The organism is Streptomyces sp. NPDC020884 (genome assembly GCF_044333935.1).
In the GTDB taxonomy this organism is placed as follows: Bacteria; Actinomycetota; Actinomycetes; order Streptomycetales; family Streptomycetaceae; genus Streptomyces.
Genome location: NZ_JBIRRY010000004.1, coordinates 350450 through 375706, shown reverse-complemented (window position 1 = coordinate 375706; position 25257 = coordinate 350450). Strand labels below are relative to the sequence as shown.

Sequence of the window (25257 nt, the reverse complement as noted above, 5' to 3'; positions counted from 1 at the left end):
GCGGGCGTCCACGGACGCCCGCGCGACACGACCGCCCCGCACCAGATCGGAGATCCCCGTACATGACGAGCCGAGCAGCCGCCGAGCGGCTGGACCGTGCCGACCCCCTAGCACCCGCTCGTGACCGCTTCGAGCTTCCGCCCGGCGTCGTGTACCTGGACGGCAACTCCCTCGGCGCCATGCCCACCGGCGTACCGGACGCGCTGGACCACACCGTGCAGCGGCAGTGGCGCAACCACCTGATCAAGGGCTGGACCGACGACGGCTGGCTGGACTCACCCCTGCGGACGGGCGACCGCATCGGCCGGCTGATCGGCGCGGCGGCAGGGCAGACCGTGACCGGCGACTCCACCTCCGTACAGCTGTTCAACGCGCTGACGACGGCCGCCCGGCTCAGGCCGGAGCGCAAGGTCATCCTCTCCGACGGCGACGGCTTCCCCACGGACCGCTACCTCGCCTCCTCCGTCGCCAGGCTCCTCGGGCTGGAGGTCCGACCCGTCCCCATGGGCGGCATGGGCGCCGCCCTGGACGCGTACGGCCACGAGGTCGCCGTCGTCCTGGGCAGTCCGGTCGACTTCCGCACGGGCGAGGCGTTCGACGTCGGGGAGCTGACCGCGCGGGCCCACCGGGCGGGCGCGGTCACCGTGTGGGACCTGTGCCACGCCGCGGGGGCCCTGCCGTTGTCGCTGGACGCGGACGGCGTCGACCTCGCGGTCGGCTGCAGCTACAAGTTCCTGTCCGGGGGCCCCGGCGCCCCCGCGTACCTCTACGTCGCCGAGCGGCACCGCGCCGCCACCGACCCGCCCCTGACCGGATGGCTCAGCCACGCCGCGCCCTTCGCGATGACGCCCGACTACCGTCCGGCCGACGACATGTCGCGGTTCCGCGTCGGCGCGCCGCACATCCTCTCGCTGTCGGCGCTCGACGCGGCCCTGGACGTGTTCGACCACGTGTCCGTCGAGGACATCCGGGCCAAGAACGTCCGGCTCGGCCGGTTCTTCATCGAGTGCTTCGACGATCACCTGGCCGACCTCGGATTCGACCTGGTCACGCCCCGCGAGGACGAACGGCGCGGCAGCCAGGTCACGTTGAGCCACCCCGACGCCTCCCGTCTCATGGACCAGCTGGCCGAGCGCGGCGTGATCGGCGACGTACGGCCACCCACCCTGCTGCGCTTCGGCTTCAACAGCCTCTACGTCTCGTACCGGGACATCCACGATGCCGTCACGGCCCTCGGCGAGCTGGCGGAGTCGAACCGCACGCCGCGCGGACAAACGGACGCGACGCACAGACTCATCGGAGAGACCCATGTGGCTCAGTGACATCCTCGACCAGCACTGCCAGCAACGCGGGGACGCGCCCGCCGTGGTGGAGGGCGACCGCAGCCTCACCTGGCTCGAACTCAGGGGCGCCGCGCACTCGATCGCGGCGTACCTGAGCGAGCACGGCATCCGGCACGGCGACCGCGTCGCCGTGTACTCGCGCAACAGGCTGGAAGTCATCGCGAGTTACTTCGCGCTGGCGCATCTGGGGGCGCCCTTCGTCCCCGTCAACCACGCCATGTCGCCCACGGAGTTCGCCGACGCCGCCGAGCGGATGGACATCCGGCACGTCCTGGGCGAACAGCGCCCGGTGGAGAGGCTCGGCCTCGCCGGGGACCGGACGACCGTGTTCGACTCGGAGGAGTTCCAGAAGCTGCTGGTCGCCGGGCGGACCCCGCCGCCGCTCGCCGCGACGCTGGACGACCCGCTCGCGGTGCTCCTGACGTCCGGCACGACCGGCGCGCCCAAGGGCGTGCTCCAGACGGCGGGCGCGCTGCGGCAGATGACGCTGTCCTGGCTGGCCCAGGCCCGCGTGGACGACAGCGTCCGGCTGCTCAACCTCAACTCGCTGTCGCACGGCAGCATCACCGCCACGCTCCACTACGTCGCGGCCGGCGCCACCCTGCACATCATGCGTGAGTTCCAGCCCCGGGCGGTCCTGCGGCAGATCACCGAAGGCGGCATCACGCACATCTGGATGGTGCCGCAGATGCTGCGGTTCCTGATGATGGCGGTCGGCAAGGACACCAAGGTCCCCAACACGCTGCGCGAGATCATGTTCGGCGCCTCGCCGATGAGCCCCGAGCTGCTCCGGGACGCCCGGCACGCCTTCGGCTGCGCCTTCCGCAACGTCTACGGCATGACGGAGGCCGGCGGCACCTTCTGCACCTGGCTGTCCGACGCGTCCACGGAGCAGGACGGCAGCATCCCGCTGGAGTCCAGCGGGCGGAGCGTGCCCGGCATCCGCGTCGGGATCCACGACGAGCAGAACCTTCCGCTGCCCGCCGGCGAGGTCGGCGAGGTGTGCGTGCTGGCCGAGGGGCGCATGTCGCACTACGTCGGCGACGCGGCCGAGACGAGCCGCACCATCGTCGACGGCTGGGTCCGCACCGGCGATCTGGGCTGGATGGACGCGAACGGCTACATCCATCTCAAGGACCGCAAGAAGGACGTGATCAAGCGGGGCGGCCAGAACGTCTTCCCCGCCGAGATCGAGAACGCCATCGCCGGTTTCGACGGGGTGGCCGACGCCGCGGTGATCGGCGTCCCCGACGACGTGTGGGGCGAGGTCCCCCTCGCGTTCGTCGTCGTCGAGGAGGGCGCGGAGTTCTCCTCCGACGCCCTGCTCGTCTTCCTGCACGGGCGGCTCTCCTCGTACAAGCTCCCGAAGGAGGCGCGGACCGTGTCCGAGATCCCCCGCAACCCCGCAGGGAAGATCCTGCGCCGGGTGCTCGCGGAACAGGTTGGCCCGGCCCGATGACCGCTCCCCGCACCGGCAGCGCGCACAGGACGGTCGCCTGCGTGGGGGCGGGCCCCGCCGGTCTGCTGGCCGCCACCCAGATCAAGAGGGCCCGTCCCGACTGGCATGTCGTCGTCCACGAGCGGTCGCCGAAGGACGTGACGTACGGGTACGGCGTGGTCTTCTCCGACGTCGCGGTGCGCACGATCGAGTTCATGACGCCGTCGCTCGGCGCCGTCCTCTCCTCCCAGGTGACCTGGCAGGACGTCGAGGTCCGGGCGCACGGCCGACGGCACCGCAGCTCGGGCCATGGGTATGTGGCCCTGTCCCGGCAGCAGTTGCTCTCCGAGCTCGCCGGGCAGGCCCTCCACGCCGGGGTCGAGCTGCGCTACGAGTCGCCCGCCGAGATCGACGGTCTGCGCTCCCGCTACGACCTCGTGGTCGCTGCGGACGGCGCGCACAGCCGGACCCGGACAGCCTTCGCGACCGACCTGGGGGCGCGCATCGGATACGGCAGGTCGCGCTTCGCGTGGCTCGGCACCACCGCCGCGTTCGACGCCATGACGTTCATCTTCGAGGAGACCGCCGCGGGCCCCGTCGTCGCCCACGGCTATCCGCACGGCGACGGCATCAGCACGTTCGTGGTCGAGGTGCCGTGCGGAGGCGGCGGGCCGCGGGAGGACCTGGAGCAGGACCTCGGCCACTGGTCACGGGTCTTCGCGGAGCACCTGGACCACCGGCCCCTACAGGCCAAGGAGTTGCGCTGGGCGCACTTCCCCACCGTCCACCTCGACCGGTGCGTGCACGAGAACGTGGTGCTCATCGGCGACGCGGCGCACACCGCGCACTACTCGGTGGGTTCCGGGACGCGTCTGGCGCTGGAGGACGCGTTCCTCCTCGGGCAGGCCCTGGGGCGCGACGACGACATCGGGACCGCTCTGGCGGAGTACGAGCGGCGGCGGCTGCCCGGCGTCCGGGAGCTGAGGGCGGCGGGCGAGCGCAGCATGCGCTGGTTCGAGCGCGCCCCGGAGTACCTGGCCAGGCCCACGCCACAGTTCGCCGTGCACCTGCTCAGCCGCACCTCGCCGACCGGGCTGGAGCGGGTCGAGGCCGACGCCCCCGACCTGGTGGAGCAGGCGACACGGCTGCTGGCCGGGGACGCGCCGCCGTCCGCCGGTGTGCTCTCGCTGCCCCTGGAGGTGGGGGCCACCCGGCTGCCCGGACGCCTCGTGCTGGACCTCACCGCCGGGCCCCCCGGGCCCGAGGAGCAGGAGGAACGGACGTACGGGTGCGTGCTGGGCGCCGCGGACGACCCGGCGGACCCCGGCCCCGCGTCGCGGGACCTGCCGCGGGGAGTGGTGGTCGCCGCCGAGGACGTGATCCTCGGGGGACGTCCCCACGCCTCGGCTCCGCTCGTCGTGATCGACATGGGGCCGTGCCCGCGGGACCCGGAGCGGGCCGCGGCGGAGGCCGGCGCGTTCGCCGAGGCCGCGCGGGCCGCCGGGTGGCCGGCCGGTCCGGCCGTGGCCGTGCGCACCGGGTTCGCCGACGCGGCGGAGGCGGCGCTGGCCCGGCTGCGTGTGCTGCGCGCGGCGGGCCTCTGCGACCTGGCCGACCTCGCGGCGCCGTTCGGCGGCGCCGCCGAGCCGGACACGGTGCTCGACGCCCTCGAAGCGGCCGACACGGTGCGTACGGCCCTGGGTGTGCCGGTCATGCTCAGCGGCTTCCGGGCCCGCCCCGACCAGGTAGCGACGCAGGTCCTGGCGGGTCGGATCGATGCGTGGTGCGTTCCGGGACCGCAGTAGCCCGGCACGCGTTCCCGCCGGTGCGGGGGCCGCTCCTCTGCGGTACCGCCCCGTCGCCGGCATGCACATGAACCGAGCAACAAAGGGAGATGGACAGATGATCAGCCGCAGAACCCTCCTGGGAGCAGGCGTCGGCCTCACCGCCGCCGCCGGCGGAATCGTCACGGCCTCCGTGGCCGCGGCCCGCTCCGCCACGAGCGCGGACACGAAGTGGGACGCGCTGCGCGCGTCGCTCACCGGCGATGTGGTCCTTCCCGCCGACGCGGGCTACGAGGGCGCCAGGCAGCTGGCCAGCGCCCAGTTCGACTCCATATATCCGCAGGCGGTCGCCCTCTGCGAGACGCCTCAGGACGTCAGCACGTGCATCCTCTTCGCCCAGGACCACGGCATCCACTCCTCGGTGCGCAGCGGCGGCCACAACTACGGGGGCTGGTCGACCACCGAGGGCCTCGTCATCAGTCTGACCCGGATGAACCAGGTCGTGCCCGGCGCCGACGAGGTCCGGCTCGGCCCCGGTGTCCAGACGGTGGACGTCGTGGACAAGCTCAGCTCGAGCGGACTGACGGTGCCCTCCGGTTTCTGTCCGACAGTCTGCCCCGGCGGATTCATCACGGGCGGCGGCACCGGCTGGCAGTACCGCAAGTACGGCCCCGCGTCCGACCGGCTGCTCTCGGCCGAGGTGGTCCTGGCGGACGGGCGCGTCGTCACCGCGTCGAAGTCCCAGAACGCCGACCTCTTCTGGGCCCTGCGCGGCGGTGGCGGCGGCAACTTCGGTGTGATCACCGACTACCGGGTGAAGCCGACCTCCATCGCCCGGGTCGGGCACTACACCCTGACCTGGTCCTGGGACAAGGCGCAGGCCGCGATCGCCGGCTATCTGGAGTGGGTGGCGCAGGGCTCCGCCGACCTGGCCTGCGGCGGCGTCCTGCGGATGCCCGACGCGCGCCCGGGGGCCGTCCCCGTGTTCGTCGTCTCCGGTGTGCACCTCGGCTCGATGGAGGCGCTCGACGCCGAGCTGCGGATGCTGTCGGCCCTCATCGGCAGTGAGCCCGCGACACGCGCGGTCCAGGACCTCACCTACGAGAAGGCGATGATGCGTGTCTTCGGCTGCGAGGACAAGACCGTGGACGCGTGCCACACCACGGGCAGCAGCCCCGAGGCGTCCATCCCGCGAACCGCCTACATCAAGAACCGCGGCCGGATGTTCAGCCGGGTCCTGCCCGGGGCCGGGGTGGACGAGATGCTCGCCGCGTTCGACGCCGACCGCAGGGCGGGCCAGCTCCGCGTCATCAGTCTGCTCGGTCTGGGCAAGGACGCCAATCTCCCGGCCACCGACTCCACGGCCTGGGTGCACCGCGACGCGCTGTACAGCGCGACCGTCACGACCAGCCTCAACGGTGCGTACCTCACCGACGAGGACAAGGCGGCCGCGGGACAGTGGCTGGACGGCATGTTCGAAGCTGTGGATCCCTACTCCAACAGCCGTTCGTACGTGAACTTCCCCGACCCCGACCTCACGAACTGGGCTGACGCCTACTACGGTTCGAACCTCCCCGAGCTCAGCCGGGTCAAGCGCGCCTACGACCCGAACGGGTTCTTCCGTTTCCCGCAGGCCATTCCTGCCTCTGCGTAACCTGCGTACACCGTCCTTCGCGGGTTCCGAAGGTCCGTAGGGTCCGGTGCCGACGAACGGTCGGCACCGGCTCCCGGCCCAGCGCGGCGACTCCCTGGCCACCGGGCGGCCGTCTCACCTCGGGGTGTCCTCGCCGTAGCAGCGGCCGCATCTCGAAGAGCTCCCCTTCGCCGTATCGGCGACCCACCGGCGGCGGTGGGACGTCAGCGCCGACGGCGTGCGCCGCTCCGGCTCGACGACCACGGGGAACAGGCCTCCGTCGCCGGTCTCGGGCTGCTCGCATTCGGCCTTGTCGAGGGACGTACGTACGGCTGGATCATCGGCGTCCACCTGCTGGAGGTCCTCGGCCTCACCTGGTCCGGCGGCCCCTCGCCCGACCTGGTGGACGAGGGTGACGCGGACCGTGTCCTGATGGATGTGAGCCTGTTCTCCATCGCGTCGTTCCGGAGCGGCAATATCGCCACGCTGATCATCGGAATCGGCGAGTTCGGCGTCATCGCGATCCTGCCGCTGTGGCTGCAGTTCACTCTCGGCTACAGCACCCTGCAGGCCCGTCTGGCCCTCGTTCCCGTTGCCATCGGCTCCCTCGTCGCCAGCGGGGCGAGCTTCGGCACGGCCGCCAGGGTCGCCCCACTGGGCCAGCTGCGCGCCCGGAGCGCGGCCGTGGTCGTCCACGAGGGCGGGGTCAACCTTCGGTTCGGTCACCCTGGGGCCTGGCGAGCCGGCCCCATCGCCGGTCCTCGGAGGTTCGCTCCGGGACCTGTCCGTCCGCGGCGGGGACAGGCGGACCATCGGACGGCCACCCGCACCGGGCTACGGCGCTTCCGTGAGGATCTCCGTCGCGGTGCTCATGTGCAGGCGGCGGGTGTGGTCGACCGTTCGTACCGGCCCGGTCACCGTGACCCGGGCCGTGAGGCGCGTGTCCGTGCTCGACGCGCTCAGCCACAGTTCGAGATCGCCCGGCTCGACGATCCGGTCGCCGTCACGGCCCGTGAAGGAGGCGAGGTCCGCCGGGACCGTCATCCGCACCCTGGCCGCCCGCCCCGGATCCAGATCGAGGCGTACGTACCCTATGAGGCGCCGCACGGGCTGGACCACGGAGGCGACCGGGTCGTGCAGATACACCTGGATCACTTCGGTCCCCTCCCGCGCACCGGTGTTGCGGACGGTGCAGGAGAGCGCGAACTCCCCTTCCGTGGAGGCCATTCCGTGCTCCACAACGAGGTCGCTCCACTCGAAGGCGGTATACGTCAGCCCGTGGCCGAACCCGTACGCGGGGGTCGGGTCGACACTGGACACCTCGCTCAAGTGGCCGAGCCGCGCCGCCAGGTACGTGGAGGGCTGGGAGCCCGGGTGGCGCGGCACGCTGACGGGCAGCCGGCCGGACGGTGCGGTGCGACCGCTGAGCACCGAGGCGATGGCCCTCGTTCCTTCCTCGCCGGGGAAGAACGACTGCACGACCGCGGCTGCCTCGTCCGCCGCCTGCCCGAGGGCGTAGGGGCGCCCGGCGAGCAGGGTGACGACTACGGGGGTGCCCGTGTCGAGGAGGGTGTCGAGCAGGTGCTGCTGGACGCCGGGGAGCGCCAGGTTCTCCGCGTCGCAGCCCTCCCCGCTCGTGCCGCGCCCGAAGAGACCGGCCCGGTCGCCGAGCGCGACGATCACGAGGTCGGCGCTCCTGGCCAGTTCGGCCGCCTCATCGATCCCGCCGGTGTCCGGGCCGTCGATGTCCGCGCCGCGCGCGGTGACGATCTCGCTGTGGGGGAACTCCGCCGCGCACGCCTCGCGCAGGGTGGGCAGTTCGATGCCGAGCGGGGTCCCCGGGTGCCGTCCTCCGACGTGGACGGGAAAGGCGTAGCAGCCGAGGACGGCGGTCGGGGCCTCGGCGTTGGGTCCGATGAGCGCGATGCGGGCAGGGGCTCCGCCGGCCGCGTCCGCCGCGAGAGGCAGGGTGCCGTCGTTGCGCAGGAGTACGACGGCCTGTTCGGCGACGCGGCGGGCGAGCGCGCGGTTCTCGTCGGTGTCGAGACGGACGGTCCCGCGCAGCGCCTCCGAGTTCCCGGCCGCGGAGCCGTCCGCCCCCGTGGCTGCGGCGAGCACCGGCGGCACCGGCTTCCAGTCCGCGTCGAGCAGACCCAACCAGGCCTTCTGGACCAGGACTCGGCGTACCGCACGATTTACCAGCGCCTCAGGCACGAGGCCCTCGGCGATAGCGTCGGTGAGCGGGCTGCCGAACGCCTTGACGGTCGGCAGCTCCACGTCCACGCCCGCGCCGAGTGCGGCGCCGGCCGCTTCGCCGAAGGTCCCCGCCACCCCGTGCAGCGTCTTGAGGAACGCGATGCCGAAATAGTCAGCGACGACGGTCCCCTCGAAGCCCCAGGTGTCGCGGAGCAGACCGGTCAGCAGCGGTCCGTCGGCCGCGGAGGGGATGCCGTCGGTGTCGGTGTAGGCGTGCATGACGGACCGTACGCCGCTTTCGCGTACGGCCATCTCGAACGGGGGCAGGATGATGTCGGCGCGTTCCCGGGCGCCCATGCCGACGGGGGCGAGGTTGCGGCCCGCCCGTGAGGCGGAGTACCCGGCGAAGTGCTTGAGCGTGGCGACGACCCCGGCCGACTCCAGCCCCCGTACGTAGGCGGTGGCGACGGTCCCCACCAGGTACGGGTCCTCCCCGATCGTCTCCTCGACTCGGCCCCAGCGTGCGTCGCGTACGACGTCGAGGACGGGGGCGAGCCCCTGGTGCACGCCGACGGAGCGCATGTCGCGGCCGATCGCGGCGGCCATCTCACGGATCAGCTCCGGATCGAAGGTGGCGCCCCAGGACAGTGGCACCGGATAGGCGGTCGCGCCCCAGGTGGCGAAGCCCGCAAGGCATTCCTCATGGGCGAGCGCCGGTATGCCGAATCGGTTCGCCCCGACGATGCGCTCCTGGGTGCGCGACAGCGAGAGGGCACCAACGGCCGGGTCGACCGGGGCCGTCCCGAACGGGCGGGTCAGCTGGCCGAGGCCGTGCGGAAGAAGATCGTCGAGGGCGACGACCTCCTCCATGTCGTGCTGGAACGGCGCGACTTCGCCGCCCTTGTCGGACGCGCCCACCCAGACGCCGAAGAGCTGGGAGACCTTCTCCTGGAGGGTCATGGCGGCGATCAGGGCGTCGGCCCTGGCCTCGGGAGCGAGGGCGGGATCCTGCCAGGGCCCGGCGAGGCGGGCCGGGGGGCCGGACACCGGCGCCCCCGGGTCGGTGGCCTCGGCGGGTGTCCGCATCCCGGCGTTCTCGATGTTGGCGGTCACTTTCCTCCCACTCCCATCAGCCCTTGCACCAGGGCACGACGTGCGAACAGATAGACGATCAGGATGGGGAGCATGGACAGGACGACCGCGGCGAGCAGGCCCGGAGTGTCGACTCCGTGTTCCGTCTGGAAGTCGTAGAGCCCCAGGGTGATCACCTTGGTCTCCGCCGACTGCGTCAGTACGAGGGGGAAAAGGAAGCCGTTCCACGCCTGGAGCGCGGAGAAGACGACGATCGTCGAGACCCCGCTCCGGGACAGCGGCAGCACCAGCTGGAAGAAGACTCTCCGGGACGAGGCGCCGTCCATCGTCATGGCCTCGTACAGATCGGGGGTGATGTCCCGCATCACACCGGTCAGGATCAGGGCGCACACCGGCATGGCGAAGGCCGCCGTCGGCAGGATGACGCCGATGAGGTTGTCGTAGAGACCGGCCTCGCTGATGACGAAGAACATCGGGACGATGACCGCCTGCGAGGGGATCGCCAGGCCCAGGAGGAACAGCCGGAAGACCGTGGTGGTGGCGCGGCCCCGGCTCCTGACGATGGTGTACGCCAGCGGCGGGACGAGGAGGACGACGATGCCCACCACGCACACGGTGACGATGACGGTGTTGAGGAAGTACTGCGCGAAGCCGCTGTTGAGGTCGTCGACGTAGTTGTCGAGCGTGAAGTGCTCGGGGAAGGACAGCGGGCCGTTCGCCGCGTAGTCGGAGCGCGATTGGAAGGTGGCGACGAGCATCACGTACAGCGGCAGCCCCACCACGAGGAGCCAGACCAGCGAGCCGAAGCCGGCGAAGTAGTTGGGACAGCTCTTCCTCACAGTCCCTCCATGGTGCTGCGCATCTTGTCGTAACCCGAGAGCCGCACCACGATCAGCGAGATGACCGTGGAGACGAGGACCAGGAGGAGGGCGATGGTGGACGCCGCTCCGTAGTCGAAGCTCTTGAACGCCTTCTGGTACATGTAGTACGCGCTGATGGTGGTGTCGCTCCCCGGTCCACCCTGGGTCAGGATGAGCACGGTGTCGAAGGTCGTGAGTCCGCCGACCACCATCAGGATCATCGAGGTGATGATCGAGTTGCGCAGCTGCGGCAGCGTGATGTGGAAGAACTGCCGCACCGTGCCCGCGCCGTCGATCTGCGCCGCCTGGTAGAGAACCTGCGGCACCGCGCGCGCCGCGCCCTGGTAGATCAGCGTGTGCAGGGGGGTGAACTGCCAGGTGCTGACGAAGACCAGGACGCCGATCGCGGTGGCCTGCGTCCCGAACAGGTTGCCGTCGCCGAACAGCCAGGTGGCTTGCGCGGGGACACCGAGGTTGGGGTCGAGGACGGCGCGCCACAGCACGGACACGGCCGCCACGGACAGCAGCATGGGCACGAAGTAGATGGCGGACAGGACGGCCCGGTTGCGCTGGTGCCCCGCCGCCCAGACCCCGAGGAGGATGCTCAGCGGGGTCTGGACGGCGACGCCGAGCACGGTGAGCAGGACGCTCAGCCAGAGGCTCTTGATCATGACGGGGTCGTCGAGGAGAGTCTTCCAGTTGTCGAGGCCGGCGAATTCCGGATCGCTCAGGCCGTCCCAGCTGGCGAAGGAGAGTACGGCGACCATGATGAGCGGGACGATGGCGAAGAGGCCGAAGAAGACGGCGGCGGGGGCCGCCCAGAGGAATCCCGGGCGGCCCGCTCCGATGCCGGACGAGCCGGCCCTCCTGACCGTGTCGCCGTCCGCGGAGGGGGCTGGGGTTGTGGTCATGTCATGTGTCCCGGGTCCGGATTTCCGTGGGCTCACGAGGTCGGCAACGCCTGCATGGCCTTGATGAAAGCGTCCTCGTCCATCGAGCCGTTGAAGAACTGCTGGAGGGACTGGTACATCGTGACGGCGGCCGACTGGGGGTACGCCTGGTCCCAGGAGAGCTGGAACGCCGGGGCCGCCTTGACCATGTCGTACTGGAACTTCGCGAACCTGGGGCTGGCGGCGGTGTCCAGGAGGCCTTCGGTGTTCGTCGTGGTCGGCAGGTTGCCGATGGCGAGCTGCGCCTTGACGAATCGCTCCGAGTACATGAGCTTCAGGAACTCGGCGACGGCCTGCGGGTGCTTCGTCTTCTTCACCACGGAGTAGAAGTTGTTGGTGTTGCCGACGACGTTCGCCTGCTCACCCTTGCCGCCCGCGACGGAGGGGAAGGCACTGTATGCGAGGTCGCTCTTCGCGAACTCGGGGTGGGCGTCCTGGTGCGTCGAGTACGCCCACGAGCCCATCAGTTCGAAGCCCGCTCTGCCGGTCGCCAGGAGCGTGGGGGAACCCTGGTCGGTGAACTTCACCGAGTCGTAGTTGGTGCCGAAGGCTCCGGCGTCCACCAGTTCCCTGATCCTGCTCAGCGCCTTCCGGCTGTCCGGACTCGCCCAGGCTTCCCGGTCGCCGTCCAGGGCCTTCTGGAAGAGCTCCGGGCCGGCGATGCGGTCGTACAGGTACTCGAACCACATCAGCGTCGGCCACCGGTCGCCGCCGCCCAGCGCGATCGGGGTGACGCCGTCGGCCTTCAGCGCCCCGACCGCCGCCAGCAGGTCGTCCCACGTCTTCGGTGGTTCGACGCCCGCCTTCTTGAGGACCTTGCCGTTGTTGAACAACAGCACGGGCTGCGTACCGCGCATGGGGATCCCGTAGGACGTGCCGTCGACGACCGCGCTGTTGAACACGGACGGCAGGAACTTCGCCTTGAGGTCCGGGTCCTTGGCGATGAAGGGGTCCAGCGGGAGCAGCAGGTCTGCGTCGACGAACGGCTTGATACTGCCGCCGCCCCAGTTGAAGAAGACGTCCGGCGCCTGCTTGCTGTTGATGATCGTCTGCAGTTTCGCCTGGTAGTCGGCGCCAGGGATCGTGTCCAGGACGGCCTTCACCTTCGACGTCTTGTTGAAGGTGGCGACGACCTCCTTCTCCACCTTGTTCGCCGCGTCCCCGTAGACCAGGACGTGGATGGTGTCGTCGCCGGCCGCGTCGGAGTCCTCGCCGCATCCGGACAGGGACAGCACCAGGGCGAGCACGGCACCACCGACGACAAGGGTCCGCGAGGACCGTGCGCGTCGCTTCATCGGCACACCTTTCGAAACTTTTTCGGAACAGTTACCGAAACTTCCTGAGTCGGGACGCTAGAACTCCTCATCTGGAGGGTCAACCCTCGGTCGCGGCGTTATCAAAGCGTTACGCCTGGGCGGCAGTTGTCCCGTGCTTTATGCTCCTCGCCATGCACGATGACGAGAAGACGGGCCGCATCACCCTGGCTCAAGTGGCCGAACGGGCCGGCGTCTCCATTTCGACAGTTTCGAAGGTCCTCAACGGACGGCAGGACGTGGCGACCTCCACGAGGGTCAAGGTGGAACGCCTGCTGGAGGCCCATGCGTACCGACGAACGACCCGGTCGGCCAGCGAGGCGCGCCTCATCGAGATCGTGTTCCACGAGCTGGAGAGCATCTGGGCGATGGAGCTGATCCGGGGAGTGGAGAACGTCGCCAAGGCCTACGGCGCCGGTGTCGTCCTCACCGAAAGCGGAACCCGTCACTCGCCCGGCCCCGACTGGATGGAGGCCATGCTCCAGCGGCGGCCGCTCGGTGTCGTCCTCGTCTTCTCCACTCTGCCCAGCGAAGTGAAGCAGCAGCTCAGGGCGCGTTCCATCCCGTTCGTCATCATCGACCCCGCGGGCGACCCCGACCCCGACGTTCCCTCGGTCGGCTCGGCCAACTGGAATGGCGGACTGGCCGCCACCCGCCATCTCATCGAGTACGGCCACCGGCGCATCGGGGTCATCACCGGACCCGAGGACATGCTCTGCTCCCGCGCCCGGCTGGACGGCTACCGGTCGGCGATGACCATGGCCGGGCTGGAGGTGGACCCCGGACTCATCCTGTTCGGCGACTTCCACGTGGAGGGCGGATACGACCGCGCCACCGAGATGCTGTCCCGCCCCGGGCAGCCCACCGCGATCTTCGCGGGCAGCGACCTCCAGGCGCTCGGCGTACTCGAAGCAGCCCGGGTGCACGGCCTGCGCGTCCCCCACGACCTGTCGGTGGTCGGCTACGACGACGTGTCGATCGCCCGCTGGGCCAGCCCGGCCCTGACCACGGTCCACCAGCCGCTGCTCCAGATGGCGGAGGAGGCAGCGCAGATGCTCATGCGGCTACGGGCCCAGGAACCGGTGTCCACGCGGCTGGAGCTGGCCACGAGCCTGGTCGTACGCAAGAGCACGGCGCCGCCCCGCCCATGAGGTCGCGGGTGGGGCTCCGGTCGGCCGGAGCCCCACCCCCTGTTCGGCCGGTCAGCCAGACGGGTCAGTCTGTGGGGAAGAGTCGGGGGTGCTGATGCGGCTCTTGAGGAGCGCCCCCGACTCGGTCAGCACACCGCTGCTGCTGTAGTCGCCGCCGTCGCAGGTGCCCGGCCTGAAGGCCGCGCTGCTCTCGGCCACGACGACGAGGCCGTTCACCCGGCTGGTGAAGCCCGCCGGGTCGGTCTCGCAGCCGCCTTCCTGGACGTACATGGCCACGCGCAGCAGGTCGGACTTCCAGTCCTGCGCCAGCGCGTCCACGGACGCGGCGTTGCAGCACTTGCTGAACCACTGGATGCCGTGGGTGCTCGTGCCCCGCAGCTGTACCGGGCGGTCGTACTGGTTGCACAGGTGCACGCCGCGGACCTGGAGCCTGCCGTTGACGTCCACGGGGGTGCCGGTGCCCGGGACGGGCGGGTCGACGGGCGGGGGGCCGTCCACGGATCCCGTACAGGCGACGCCGTTCAGTGTGAAGGCCGTGGGTTTCGGGTTGGCGCCCGTGAAGGACCCCACCATCCCCAGATCGGCCGACGCACCGGTGGCCAGGGTGCCGTTCCAGCCGATGGGGACGGCGGAGACCGCGGAACCGGACTGCGACCAGGTGGCGTTCCAGCCCTGGACGAGCTTCTGACCCGCGTCGGGCATCGTGAACTTCAGGGTCCAGCCGGTGACGGGCTCACCCAGGTTGGTGACCTTCACTCCGGCCTGGAAACCACCCTGCCACTGGCTGGTGACCGTGTAGGCGACCTTGCATCCGGCGGCAGCCGCCGCCTGGGGACTGAACAGGGCGGTGAGGCCCAGGGTCATGGCACAGGCGGCCAGCAGAGCGAGTAGGCGTTTCACAGCGATTCTCCTCCTACACGGTAGGAGCAGGCCGGCCGCTCATCGTCGTGATGCCGTCCCGCAGGCCATGCCGTTCAGCCTGAAGACCTGGGGGTCGTGCACGAGGCCGGTGGGCAGGCCGTTGAAGCCGAACCGCACGGTGCCGCCGGGCGCGAGAGCGGCGTTCCAGTCCAGGGCCTCGGCGGTGACCCGGGGCCCGGCCTGCCCGATGTCGGCGCCCCAGGCGTCCGTCACCCGCTGCTCGTCGGCGAACGTCCAGTCGAGCCGCCAGGGCTGGACGGGGCGGTCGCCGGTGTTCTTCAGCGCGACGTGGGTGGTGAACCCATTGCTCCAGCGCTGCGAGGTGAAGGTCACCTCGCACTGCGTCCGCACGGGCTCACCGCCGCCCAGATCGTCCGCGTAGGACGCGACCCACGCGAGCGGGGCGTTCCAGTTGATGGTGATCTCGTTCGTGGCCCAGGACTCGATGTCGTCGATGTAACACATCGCCGGTGCGCAGCCCTTCAACTTGGCCTGCGCGACCGGGTCCTCGATGGACGCGTTCGGACCGCCGGCCAGGGATCCCGGTGCGGGATTCGGCAGGGCCGGGTCGAGCTGGTTCGCCCAGAACCGGTGGTGCTGGTTACGCGAGTCCCGCTCGCCGTACCCGGTGACATAGGACTGGTTCAGCGCGTTGCGGCCCAGCAGGTAGTCGAGTCCGCGCAGTACGGCGTCACGGTAGGCGGTCCTGCCGGTCAGGTCGTGCGCGGAGCCCAGGACGACCATATTGTTGGCGACCTGACTGTTCGAGCCCCATACGTAGTGCCCGTCGTCGGGGGCGTACGGAAGGCCGTAGGCGGCCCCGGCCGAGTCTGCCGCGTAGCCGTCGGCGGCTTCGGTCACCATGCCGCGCACCGCGGCCAGTTGCTCGGCGGACAGCTTGCCCGGCACACTCGCGAGGTTCAGGGCTCCGAGCCCGGCGACCGAGCCCCACGACATGCCGCCGCGCGGGAAGACCGCGTCGGTGTCACCGTGCAACGGGGAGCGGAGGAGTTCCTGGCGGTAGCCGTCGTCACCGGTGGTGAGAAAGAGCTCCGCCGCCGCCCAGTAGAACTCGTCCCGTACGTCGTCGTCGTTGTAGGCGCCGCCGCCCGTGGCGTCCTGCGGATCGGCGAGGATGTCCGGATGGGCCTTGGCCGCTGTCCACGCGGACCGCGCGGCCGACCGGCACCGCGCGGCGAAGTCCGCGTCGTAGACCTGGAAGAGGCGGGCGCACTGGGCTGCGGTGGCCGCCAGGTTGAGGGTGGCCGCCGTGGTCGGCGGATGCAGCTCCCGGGGCTGGGGGTCCCGGTCCGGCCGGAGCGGCAGTCCGGTCCACGCCTTGTCGTGCAGCTTGTGGTGGGCCATACCGGCGAGCGGCTCCCCTGCGGGCACCTGCATCCGCATGAGGAACTCCAGCTCCCAGCGCGCCTCGTCGAGGATGTCCGGAGTAGCGTTCCCGTGCTCGGGCAGCCGGAGTGCGCCGTCACCGAGCGGCCCGGGTTCGGCGGTCTCCTCGTACAGGGTCCGTTCGAACGTGGACATCAGCTGGGCGACCGATATACCGCCGTTGACCACGTACTTGCCGTGGTCACCGGCGTCGTACCAGCCACCCGCCGCGTCGAGGCGGTAATCGCACACGCCCGGCTGGCAGGGGACGTCGTTGTCGCCCTGGTTGGGACTCACCCCGACATGGCCGGCGGACCGTGCGTACTGCTCGCCCACGATGCCCGCGTCGATCTCGATGCCGCTGCGGTTGTGGTAGAAGTACGCGAGCGCGTCGGTTCGCAGTGACGCGTAGAGGTCGTCGCCGATGGCGAACGGCTCGCTCTTCTCCCCCGCGACCGTGACGGTGTACCCCTCCCCCGCGGTCGTCACCGCGCTGAAGTCGAAGGTGTGGACGTTCCGTCGCGATGCGGTGTCCACGCCCGCCGGAGTGGTGGTGCCCTCGGCCACGCGTGTCCCGGCGGCCGAGTCGAGTATCCAGGGCAGCGGGCCGGTCCCGTCGGTGACGACGGTGCCGGCCTTGGGGCCGTGCGTGAGGTATCCGACCTGGTTGACCCGGACCGGGGATCCAGTGTCCGGTTCGTACGGCGGCGGCGCGGTCCCGCCGCGCAGCGATACGTCGTCGACGCAGAAGGTGAGGGCCTCGGCACTGCCCCCGATCTGGAAGGCGAGCTGCGCCGCGTCATGGTCGGCTCCGGCCGTGAAGGTCTCCGTGACGCGTTCGACTGTCGCCCCGACCGGCTGCGCGGTGGAGAGCTCCGTGGACCACGGCTCGGTCGCCATCTGCACGTTGGTGCGGATGGTGACCGGCACGGTGGACGTCGCCGTGTAGCTCAGGGTGTATCCCTCGCCGGCGGTGAGGGCGAGCCCGTTCTGCCCGACGATGGCGTCCCACGCGTTGACCGTGCCCCCGGGGACGTCGGCACAGAGGCGTCCGTCCGAGACGGCGACGGGGCTATTGGCCGTCGACCACCAGGGGGCGGTGCCCGCGGAGAAATCCCCGTTGACGATGAGCTCGGGGGCCTCGGATGCCTCGTTGACGGATTGGGCCGCACCGGCGGGTGCGGCGAGGGTGCCGGCCAGCAGCCCGGCGGTGGCTGCGAGGCCGGCCAACAGGCTGACGCGTCTGGTGCGGTTCGGTCGGCGGAGCCTACGGGACGGGCGGGGGACGAGTGGTTGGTGTTGCGGCACGCCGAAGTCCTTCCGGGAGGGGGCAGAGCACGCGGTGATGGGGCACCCGATTACGTCCGGCGGGGTACGACCAGGAGTGGGAGCGCTCCCAACAACTTCGGGGGCGAGAGCCGCGCCGTCAAGCGGTTGCACAGAATTCACTTCTCGCTCCAGCCGACTCGCTTCAGCGGACTCATGGGAGGCAGCCGTCCGGACGGACGACACCATTCGATTCCGGCCCGACAGGCCCCCCTACCCCGCACCCTCGTCGATCCGAGCGAGACATCTTCCACGATGGGTTGTCAGGAGCACGGCAACGCTCCTACAGTCCGAAGTGTCAGCAAGTGGGAGCGCTCCCAGAGCCGAACCGCCGGGCGCTGCCGATTCCGCGATCGCTCATCCGGTCGTTCCTCCCAGAGAGGCCCGCATGCGAGCGTCACCGCACTCCCTCAGCGCTCCGCGCAACCTGCCCATCACTCCTGCCCACTTCGACCCGAAGCGGCCCGGTCGCCGCCGGATCCCGGCCGTGCGGGACCGGCCTCACCGGCACGGCCGTATCTGAACCGATCCGCACATCCGCACACGGGCCGGCCCGGCCTCCATCACCTCCCGGCAACAGGGTGGAGGCACCGGCGATATGCGCAGCGCAGCGCTTTTCGGTCCGCACATCGTCGACCCCTGCGGTGCGACAGCCGGTCCGCGCTCGGCGACCGCCGACCGGGTTCGACCGGTTCACCTCCAACGGGACCGATGGCTGCGGCTTGCACCGGCCACAGCGATCACGCCTACCTCGCGGCGGCGCTCGCCCGCGCCGGCGCCCCGCTGATCCAGGTGCCTCCCCCCAGACTCCTCGGCCGACGGTTGCCGCAGGAGAGAAGTACAGACGGAAGTCCATCCCCACACAGCACAGGAGATCTCATGGCCCGACGCAAGAAGCTGTTCGCCTCCCTGGCGGCGGTGCTCGCGACCCTGCTCGGCACCATCGGCCTGACGTTAATGGGCCAGGGCGACGCGCAGGCGCACGGCGTCACGATGACACCGGGTTCGCGCACCTACCTCTGCATGCTGGACGCCAGGACCGGCACCGGCGCTCTGGATCCGACGAACCCGGCGTGCAGGGCCGCGCTCGACGAGAGCGGCTCGAACGCGCTGTACAACTGGTTCGCCGTGCTCGACTCCAACGCGGGCGGACGGGGGGCGGGTTACGTCCCGGACGGAAAGCTGTGCAGCGCCGGTGACCGGTCGCCGTACAACTTCACCGGTTACAACGCCCCACGTTCCGACTGGCCCCGGACGCACCTGACGTCCGGGAAGACGATCCAGGTCAAACACAGCAACTGGGCGGCGCACCCGGGCTCCTTCCGGGTGTACCTGTCCAAGCCCGGCTACTCGCCCAGCGCCGAGCTGGGCTGGGACGACCTGGAACTGATCGAGACCGTTTCCGACCCGCCGCAGGCGGGCGGGCCCGGCACGGACGGCGGCCACTACTACTGGGACCTGGACTTGCCCTCGGGTCGCTCGGGTGACGCGGTCATGTTCATCCAGTGGGTGCGCTCGGACAGCCAGGAGAACTTCTTCTCCTGCTCCGACATCGTCTTCGACGGGGGCAACGGCGAAGTGACCGGCATCCGCGGCTCGGGGGGCACTCCGACCCCGACGCCCACTCCGCCCCCGACACCCACCGACCCGCACACCGGGTGCATGGCCGTCTACAGCGTGACCAACTCCTGGGGCGGCGGCTTCCAGGGTTCCGTCGAAGTCATGAACCACGGCACGACGGCGCGTGAGGGCTGGGCCGTGCAGTGGAAGCCCGGCGTGGGCGCCAACGTCAGCAGCGTGTGGAACGGTGCGTTGACCACAGCACTCGATGGCACGCTCACGGTCAGAAACCTCGATCACAACCGCACGATCGCACCTGAGGACAGTGTCACCTTCGGGTTCACCGCGACATCGACCGGCAACGACTTCCCTGTCGGCTCGATCGGCTGCGTCACCCCGTAGCGACTGACGCGCGCGGCGCCGGTTCCCGCGCCCTGCGGGAACCGGCTCTGTCGTGCGGTGAGGGCGACGGCTGGGCCATGGAGAGGCCACGGCACCCACATCGCCACGCCCTCTCGGGCGACAACGCCTTTCGCCTGTGTCGCTGTCCACGCCGAAATATTTACGGGATCCAGCACAACGCGCCCCACGCCGCATCAGCCAGCCCGTCGATGGGCGCGGCCGACACACCCCCTGCGCTGTCAGCCCTTCCGTGATTTCTACCTTGGAGGCACAGTCATGGGCTCGTATGCCCTTCCCAGAACCTCTGTCCGACTGAAGATCCGCAGCTTGCTGTTGGCGCTGGTCGTCGGCGTCCTCGGCGTGGTCACCCCACTGGTGGCCCCGCCGACCTCGCACGCCGCGGAGAACACGCTCGGCGCGGCGGCGGCGCAGAACGGCCGGTACTTCGGCACCGCCATCGCCTCGGGCAAGTTGAGCGACGCGGCGTACACGACGATCGCCGGCCGTGAGTTCAACTCGGTGACGGCCGAGAACGAGATGAAGATCGACGCCACCGAACCGCAGCGGGGCCAGTTCAACTTCACCGCCGCCGACCGCGTCTACAACTGGGCGGTGCAGAACGGCAAGCAGGTGCGCGGCCACACGCTGGCCTGGCACTCCCAGCAACCCGGCTGGATGCAGAGCCTCAGCGGCAGCACCCTGCGCCAGGCGATGAATGACCACATCAACGGCGTGATGGCCCACTACAAGGGCAAGATAGCCCAGTGGGACGTCGTGAACGAGGCCTTCGCCGACGGCGGCTCGGGCGCCCGGCGGGACTCCAACCTGCAGCGCACCGGCAACGACTGGATCGAGGTCGCCTTCCGCACCGCGCGCGCCGCCGACCCGGCGGCCAAGCTCTGCTACAACGACTACAACGTCGAGGACTGGACCTGGGCCAAGACCCAGGCCATGTACGCCATGGTCCGGGACTTCAAGCAGCGCGGCGTGCCGATCGACTGCGTCGGCTTCCAGTCGCACTTCAACAGCGGCAGTCCCTACAACAGCAACTTCCGCACCACCCTCCAGAACTTCGCCGCCCTCGGCGTGGACGTGGCCATCACCGAACTCGACATCCAGGGCGCCCCGGCCTCGACCTACGCCGGCGTGACCAACGACTGCCTGGCCGTTCCGCGCTGTCTCGGCATCACCGTCTGGGGCGTGCGCGACAGCGACTCCTGGCGGCCGGATCACACGCCGCTGCTGTTCAACAACGACGGCAGCAAGAAGGCCGCCTACACCTCCGTTCTCGACTCGCTCAACGGCGGCTCGTCCACACCCCCGACCGGTTCCGGAGAGATCAGGGGCGTCGGTTCAGGCCGGTGCCTGGACGTGCCGAACGCCAGCACCACCGATGGCACGCAGCTACAGCTGTGGGACTGCAACAGCAGCACCAGCCAACAGTGGACTTCCACCGCCGCGGGCGAGCTCCGGGTCTACGGCAACAAGTGTCTGGACGCCGCCGGGACCGGCAACGGAGCCAAAGTCCAGATCCACAGTTGCTGGGGCGGCGACAACCAGAAATGGCGCCTCGACTCCAACGGCTCCATCGTCGGCGTGCAGTCCGGCCTCTGCCTCGACGCCGTCGGCAACGGAACTGGCAACGGAACCCTGATCCAGCTCTACTCCTGCTCGAACGGCAGCAACCAACGCTGGACCCGCACCTGATGGGAGCTGTCGTCGACGAGCGGGTGACACCGTGCGGGCCAACAGTGCGGATTCTCCCGCCCACTCCAGGGAGACAACATTGATGGTCCTGGGGGTCGCCGCCGTGGTGGCGGCGACCGTCGGGAACGGGAATCGGCCCCGCGCCGAATCCGGCGCCCGCCGAACCTGCGACGGTGGACTCCGGCAAGGGGCCGACCACGACGGGTCCAACCAGCGGTTCCGCTCGGCCGAACCCGACATCGGCTTGGGGCCCGAAGCCGTCTGGACTCCTCCGCGAGCGAAGTCCGCCGCCCAGACCTCCGCCGGTCAGTGTTTTTCGCCGGTCGGTGGCTTTCGCCGGTCGGCTTCGGAGCTGTGGTGAGGCATGCAGCGGTCGCGGTGCCTCCTGTGCCGTACGAGGTAGAGCGACAGGGCCGGTACCGCGGCGCCTGCGCCGACGAACCCCCGGCTGAAGCACTCATGTCGCTCTCCTCCTTCTCCGTCTCTGAACCTGAGCTGAGATGCGACTCGAGCATGCCCCCCCCAGTCCCTGTACCGGTCGTCCCGCAGACGCAGGCACTTCCCCTGCCGTCGCTGCGGCATCCGGGTACCGCGGGTGCGGCAGTTGCGACGCGTGTACCGCGCCCGCGGTAGTCGGCTGCTTGTCCGCGAGCCGGATCCGCCCGCCACCGTGTCCGGCTGCGGTGCCCCCCATGGATATCGGACGGTTCGCGATTCCGGCCAAGGTCACCGACTGTTCGATCTCCGTGGGGTGGCGGCGCTGCAGCTGGGCACCGGGCTGTCCGGGCCCCACCCCTCCGAAGGCCGCGAGCTGTGGGCGTGGCGCTGCTGACGGCCGGCGCGCTGGCGCTGGCCGCGCGACACCGGGCACCGCTCGTGGTACTGCCGGACGACCGTGCTGAAGGCCGCGCTGACGGTCGAAGGGGATCCGCACCCAGTGCCGGCCGCGGTAGGCCGCACCACGTACCGGATCGTTCGGGAGTCGCTCACCAACATTTCCCGGCACGCCGCCACCACCGCCTCGGTACTGATCGACCACCGGCCAGGCACCCTCGCCGTCCACGTCGACGACGACGGAGAGACCACGCAGGACACCCCGCCGACGCCGGGCCTCGGGCTACTCGGCATGCGCGAACGTGTCACCGCCCTGGGCGGGTCACCTGAGCACCGAGCCGCGTCGCGGGCGGCTTCTCCGTCCAGGCCGAACTGCCCCTGAGCGGTGCCTCGTGATCGGGGTCATCGACATCCAGATGCCTCTCATGGACGGCATCGAAACAACCCGGCGCATCGCCCCAGACCCGGCCCTGGCCGACGTCCATGTCGTCATGCTGACCAACTACGGCATGGACGAGTACGTCCTCGACGCGCTGCGCGCCGGTGCCACCGGGTTCCTCGTCAAGGACATCCTCCCGGAAGACTTTGCTGCACGCAGTGCGCGGCGCCGCCCGCGGCGACGCCACAAGATCACGGCTGCCGGGGCGGCGCTCTCTGCCCACTTCAACGTGCTGCGCACGCCACGCTCACTGCCGTGCCCCATCATCATGACCCGCTGACCCGGTCAAGGACGCCGGACCCCACCTGGTCCCCAAGAACGACCAAGGGCCGGTTTCGGATTTCTCCGAAACCGGCCCTGATCCACGACTCTCACGAGTCGGGACGACAGGATTTGAACCTGCGACCCCTTGACCCCCAGTCAAGTGCGCTACCAAGCTGCGCCACGTCCCGCTGCCCGTCTGACCTGGGGATTCCCCTGGCTGAACGCGCATGAGAACAATACCGCACTCCAGCAGGTGGTCACCAACACCATTCCGCGCTTGACCTCAAGCATGGTTGATGCTGAACGCTCGGTGTCATGACCGAAACGATCGCAGCACCGGACCTCGCCCACCTGGAAGCACCCGCCCCCGACTACCGGGATCTCACCCGCCTGATCGCCCTGATGACCGGGGACGAGAAGCACGCCCCCGCCGCCCATTCGACGCTCGACGCCCTGTGGGTTCTCTACAACAGGGTCCTGCGGGTCGCACCGGCCACGGTCGACGCCCCCGGGCGGGACCGTTTCCTGCTCTCCAAGGGGCACGGGCCGATGGCGTACTACGCCGTCCTCGCCGCGCACGGCTTCTTCGGCGAGGAGCTGCTGCCCGGCTTCGGAACGTACGACTCACCGCTCGGGCACCACCCGGACCGGCTGCTGGTGCCGGGGGCGGAGATCGGCAGCGGGTCCCTGGGTCACGGGCTGCCGCTCGCCGTCGGAACCGTGCTCGGCCTGCGCGCCCAGGGCCTCACGGAGCCCCGGGTCTGGGTCCTGATCGGCGACGCCGAACTGGACGAGGGCAGCAATCACGAAGCCATCGCCCACGCGGGCCCGGCCGGGCTCGGCCAGCTGCACACCCTGGTGATCGACAACGCGTCCGCCACCCACGGCTGGCCCGGCGGCATCGCCTCCCGGTTCGCGTCCGCAGGGTGGGCGACGGCGACCGTGGACGGCCGCGACCACGAGGCCCTGCACTCGGCGTTCACCGCGCCCCACCCGGGCAGGCCGCTGGCCGTCGTCGCCCGCGTCGAACCCAAGAACTGACCCCGGCCGGCGCGTAGGCCCCGTCGCGCGCCCGCCGCTTCTCGCACACCGGAGCCCCCGGGAGGGACCCCTTCATGGACACCATGCGTGACCGATTCATCAGCACCGCCTCGCAGCTCCTGGACGAGGAACCCCGGCTGGCCGTCGTGCTCGCCGACATCAGCGCCGCCGGCTTCGACCCGGCCCGGCGCGCCCACCCGGACCGGGTCGTGAACGTCGGCATCCGGGAGCAGCTGCTGGTCGGGGCCGGGGCGGGGATGGCGCTGACAGGCCTGCGGCCGATCGTGCACACCTTCGCCAGCTTCCTGATCGAGCGCCCGTTCGAACAGGTCAAGCTGGACTTCGGGCACCAGGGGGTCGGCGGGATCCTGGTGAGCGCCGGTGGCTCGTACGACTCGCCCGCCGGAGGCTTCACGCACATGGCGCCCGGTGACGTCGCCCTCCTGGACACGCTCGACGGCTGGACCGTGCATGTGCCGGGCCATCCGGACGAGGCCGAGGCGCTGCTGCGGGAGTCGGTCCCCGGCGACGACCGGGTGTACGTACGCCTCTCGCACCAGGCGAACCGGGAGGCACGGCCGGTGGGCGGCGCGGCAGGGTTCACCGTGGTGCGCGAGGGAGGGCGCGGGACCGTGGTCGCGGTCGGCCCGATGCTCGACAACGTCCTCGCGGCCACCGAGGGGCTGGACGTGAACGTGCTGTACGCGACGACCGTGCGGCCGTTCGACGCGGCGGCGGTACGCCGGGCCGCCGGTGCGGCCACGACCGCGGACGTGGTGATCGTGGAGCCGTATCTGGCGGGCACCTCGGCCGCTGCCGCGGGCGAAGCGCTCATCGACCTGCCCCACCGGGTGCTCGGGCTGGGGGTGGGCCGCGCCGAGCTGCGCCGGTACGGGCAGATGGAGGAGCACATTGCCGCGCACGGCCTGGACCCGCGGGGCCTGCGGAAGCGGATCGCCGAATTCCTGCGCCCCTGACCCACGCCGTCAGTCGTCGCCCCCTCACGGCGCCCCTGGCCGCACGCCGTCAGTCCTCGCTCTCTTCCGGAATCCCTGACCCCACGCCGTCAGTCGTCGCCCTCCCCCGGCGCACCCAGCTCCGGATGCGCCGCCCCCAGCCGGCGCGGGGCGACCTGCCGCCAGGAGTCGGCGAGGACGGCGGCCAGCTCACCCGCGTCCTCCAGCGCGGCCAGCCGGACGCGCATCAACGCGTAGTGGTCGTCGTGCCCCTCACGGATGAAGAACTTCTCCGGCTCGGCGGCGATCAGCTCGGCACGGTCCTCCCGGGGGCACTTCACGCCCATCGTGGTCTCGTCGTCCCCGAGCGAGGCGAAGATCTTGCCCGCCACCCGGAAGGTCGGCTGGCCCCAGGCGAGCTTCTCGGTGGTGTCGGGCAGGGACAGCGCGGCCGACCGGACATCGGCGGCGGTGATCGTGGCGTCGGCGGTCATCCCGGTCTCCGTTTCGACGGCTCCGGCGGCCTGTCGCCGGGATTCGACCGTAACGCCCGGCACTGACATCCACCCGCGACCGGGCCACGCGTCGCGCCCGGCCCGGTGGGCCCTGCAGACCCATTGACCCCGCCGGAGGGCTGAACCTACTCTGAACGGCGTACTAC

Annotated in this window: 17 protein-coding genes, 1 tRNA gene and 2 pseudogenes; 11 read left to right on the top strand and 9 right to left on the bottom strand. The window is 70.5% G+C overall.

Annotated elements, in window-relative coordinates; translation table 11 throughout:
* Positions 1–62: 62 nt before the first annotated feature.
* From kynU to ACH4UK_RS15850, 4 genes are all read left to right on the top strand, one after another.
* Positions 63–1322, top strand: a complete 1260-nt coding sequence (gene kynU / locus ACH4UK_RS15865) for a kynureninase (RefSeq protein ID WP_398356646.1) — start codon at positions 63–65, stop codon at positions 1320–1322.
* Positions 1309–2802, top strand: a complete 1494-nt coding sequence (locus tag ACH4UK_RS15860) for a class I adenylate-forming enzyme family protein (protein ID WP_398356643.1) — start codon at positions 1309–1311, stop codon at positions 2800–2802. The genes kynU and ACH4UK_RS15860 overlap by 14 nt, the downstream gene beginning before the upstream one ends.
* Complete coding sequence (locus tag ACH4UK_RS15855) at positions 2799–4586, top strand: FAD-dependent monooxygenase (protein WP_398356642.1); 1788 nt, start codon at positions 2799–2801, stop codon at positions 4584–4586. The genes ACH4UK_RS15860 and ACH4UK_RS15855 overlap by 4 nt, the downstream gene beginning before the upstream one ends.
* A gap of 97 nt (positions 4587–4683) precedes the next feature.
* Positions 4684–6219, top strand: coding sequence for an FAD-binding oxidoreductase (locus tag ACH4UK_RS15850; protein ID WP_398356640.1), 1536 nt, complete (start codon positions 4684–4686; stop codon positions 6217–6219).
* Between the two features lie 114 nt (positions 6220–6333).
* Here the strand turns inward: ACH4UK_RS15850 and ACH4UK_RS15845 are convergent, their stop codons facing one another.
* The 5 genes from ACH4UK_RS15845 to ACH4UK_RS15825 all read right to left on the bottom strand — a co-directional run bounded on the left by ACH4UK_RS15845 (position 6334) and on the right by ACH4UK_RS15825 (position 12591).
* Positions 6334–6924 (bottom strand): hypothetical protein, encoded by a 591-nt coding sequence (locus ACH4UK_RS15845; RefSeq protein WP_398356638.1) that lies wholly within the window; start codon positions 6922–6924, stop codon positions 6334–6336.
* Between the two features lie 108 nt (positions 6925–7032).
* The gene (locus ACH4UK_RS15840; protein ID WP_398356636.1) at positions 7033–9507 is read right to left on the bottom strand and encodes a glycoside hydrolase family 3 N-terminal domain-containing protein; all 2475 of its coding nucleotides are present in this window, start codon (positions 9505–9507) and stop codon (positions 7033–7035) included.
* Complete coding sequence (locus ACH4UK_RS15835) at positions 9504–10325, bottom strand: carbohydrate ABC transporter permease (RefSeq protein WP_398356635.1); 822 nt, start codon at positions 10323–10325, stop codon at positions 9504–9506. Before ACH4UK_RS15835 ends, ACH4UK_RS15840 begins: the two co-directional genes overlap by 4 nt.
* On the bottom strand, positions 10322–11257 hold the full coding sequence (locus ACH4UK_RS15830) for a carbohydrate ABC transporter permease (RefSeq protein ID WP_398356633.1): 936 nt from the start codon (positions 11255–11257) through the stop codon (positions 10322–10324). The genes ACH4UK_RS15835 and ACH4UK_RS15830 overlap by 4 nt, the downstream gene beginning before the upstream one ends.
* 32 nt (positions 11258–11289) lie before the next feature.
* Positions 11290–12591: an ABC transporter substrate-binding protein gene (locus ACH4UK_RS15825; RefSeq protein WP_398356631.1), complete on the bottom strand. Its 1302-nt coding sequence runs from the start codon at positions 12589–12591 to the stop codon at positions 11290–11292.
* A gap of 140 nt (positions 12592–12731) precedes the next feature.
* Between ACH4UK_RS15825 and ACH4UK_RS15820 the strand changes: the two genes are divergently transcribed.
* Entirely contained in the window at positions 12732–13760 is a 1029-nt protein-coding gene (locus ACH4UK_RS15820; RefSeq protein WP_398356629.1) for a LacI family DNA-binding transcriptional regulator, read from the top strand.
* Positions 13761–13934: 174 nt separating this feature from the next.
* On the opposite strand, the pseudogene ACH4UK_RS15815 reads toward ACH4UK_RS15820, so the two are convergent.
* Both ACH4UK_RS15815 and ACH4UK_RS15810 read right to left on the bottom strand, forming a co-directional pair.
* Positions 13935–14660: pseudogene (locus tag ACH4UK_RS15815) on the bottom strand (cellulose binding domain-containing protein); the annotation flags it as partial.
* A gap of 39 nt (positions 14661–14699) precedes the next feature.
* On the bottom strand, positions 14700–17297 hold the full coding sequence (locus ACH4UK_RS15810) for a glycoside hydrolase family 9 protein (RefSeq protein WP_398356627.1): 2598 nt from the start codon (positions 17295–17297) through the stop codon (positions 14700–14702).
* A gap of 975 nt (positions 17298–18272) precedes the next feature.
* Between ACH4UK_RS15810 and ACH4UK_RS15805 the strand changes: the two genes are divergently transcribed.
* The 4 genes and pseudogenes from ACH4UK_RS15805 to ACH4UK_RS15790 all read left to right on the top strand — a co-directional run.
* Entirely contained in the window at positions 18273–19355 is a 1083-nt protein-coding gene (locus ACH4UK_RS15805; protein ID WP_398356626.1) for a lytic polysaccharide monooxygenase, read from the top strand.
* A gap of 276 nt (positions 19356–19631) precedes the next feature.
* Positions 19632–21062, top strand: coding sequence for an endo-1,4-beta-xylanase (locus ACH4UK_RS15800; RefSeq protein ID WP_398356624.1), 1431 nt, complete (start codon positions 19632–19634; stop codon positions 21060–21062).
* A gap of 937 nt (positions 21063–21999) precedes the next feature.
* Positions 22000–22278: a sensor histidine kinase gene (locus ACH4UK_RS15795; RefSeq protein ID WP_398356622.1), complete on the top strand. Its 279-nt coding sequence runs from the start codon at positions 22000–22002 to the stop codon at positions 22276–22278.
* 13 nt (positions 22279–22291) lie between these two features.
* Positions 22292–22520, top strand: a pseudogene (locus tag ACH4UK_RS15790) (response regulator transcription factor); the annotation flags it as partial.
* Between the two features lie 193 nt (positions 22521–22713).
* Here ACH4UK_RS15790 and ACH4UK_RS15785 read toward each other — a convergent pair.
* Positions 22714–22787, bottom strand: a tRNA-Pro gene (locus ACH4UK_RS15785).
* 127 nt (positions 22788–22914) lie between these two features.
* Between ACH4UK_RS15785 and ACH4UK_RS15780 the strand changes: the two genes are divergently transcribed.
* Together ACH4UK_RS15780 and ACH4UK_RS15775 are read left to right on the top strand one after the other, a co-directional pair.
* Positions 22915–23640, top strand: coding sequence for a transketolase (locus tag ACH4UK_RS15780; RefSeq protein ID WP_398356620.1), 726 nt, complete (start codon positions 22915–22917; stop codon positions 23638–23640).
* Positions 23641–23714: 74 nt separating this feature from the next.
* Complete coding sequence (locus ACH4UK_RS15775) at positions 23715–24617, top strand: transketolase family protein (protein WP_398356618.1); 903 nt, start codon at positions 23715–23717, stop codon at positions 24615–24617.
* An 89-nt stretch (positions 24618–24706) separates the two neighbouring features.
* On the opposite strand, the gene ACH4UK_RS15770 is transcribed toward ACH4UK_RS15775, so the two are convergent.
* Complete coding sequence (locus ACH4UK_RS15770) at positions 24707–25090, bottom strand: MmcQ/YjbR family DNA-binding protein (protein ID WP_398356617.1); 384 nt, start codon at positions 25088–25090, stop codon at positions 24707–24709.
* Between the last annotated feature and the right edge of the window lie 167 nt (positions 25091–25257).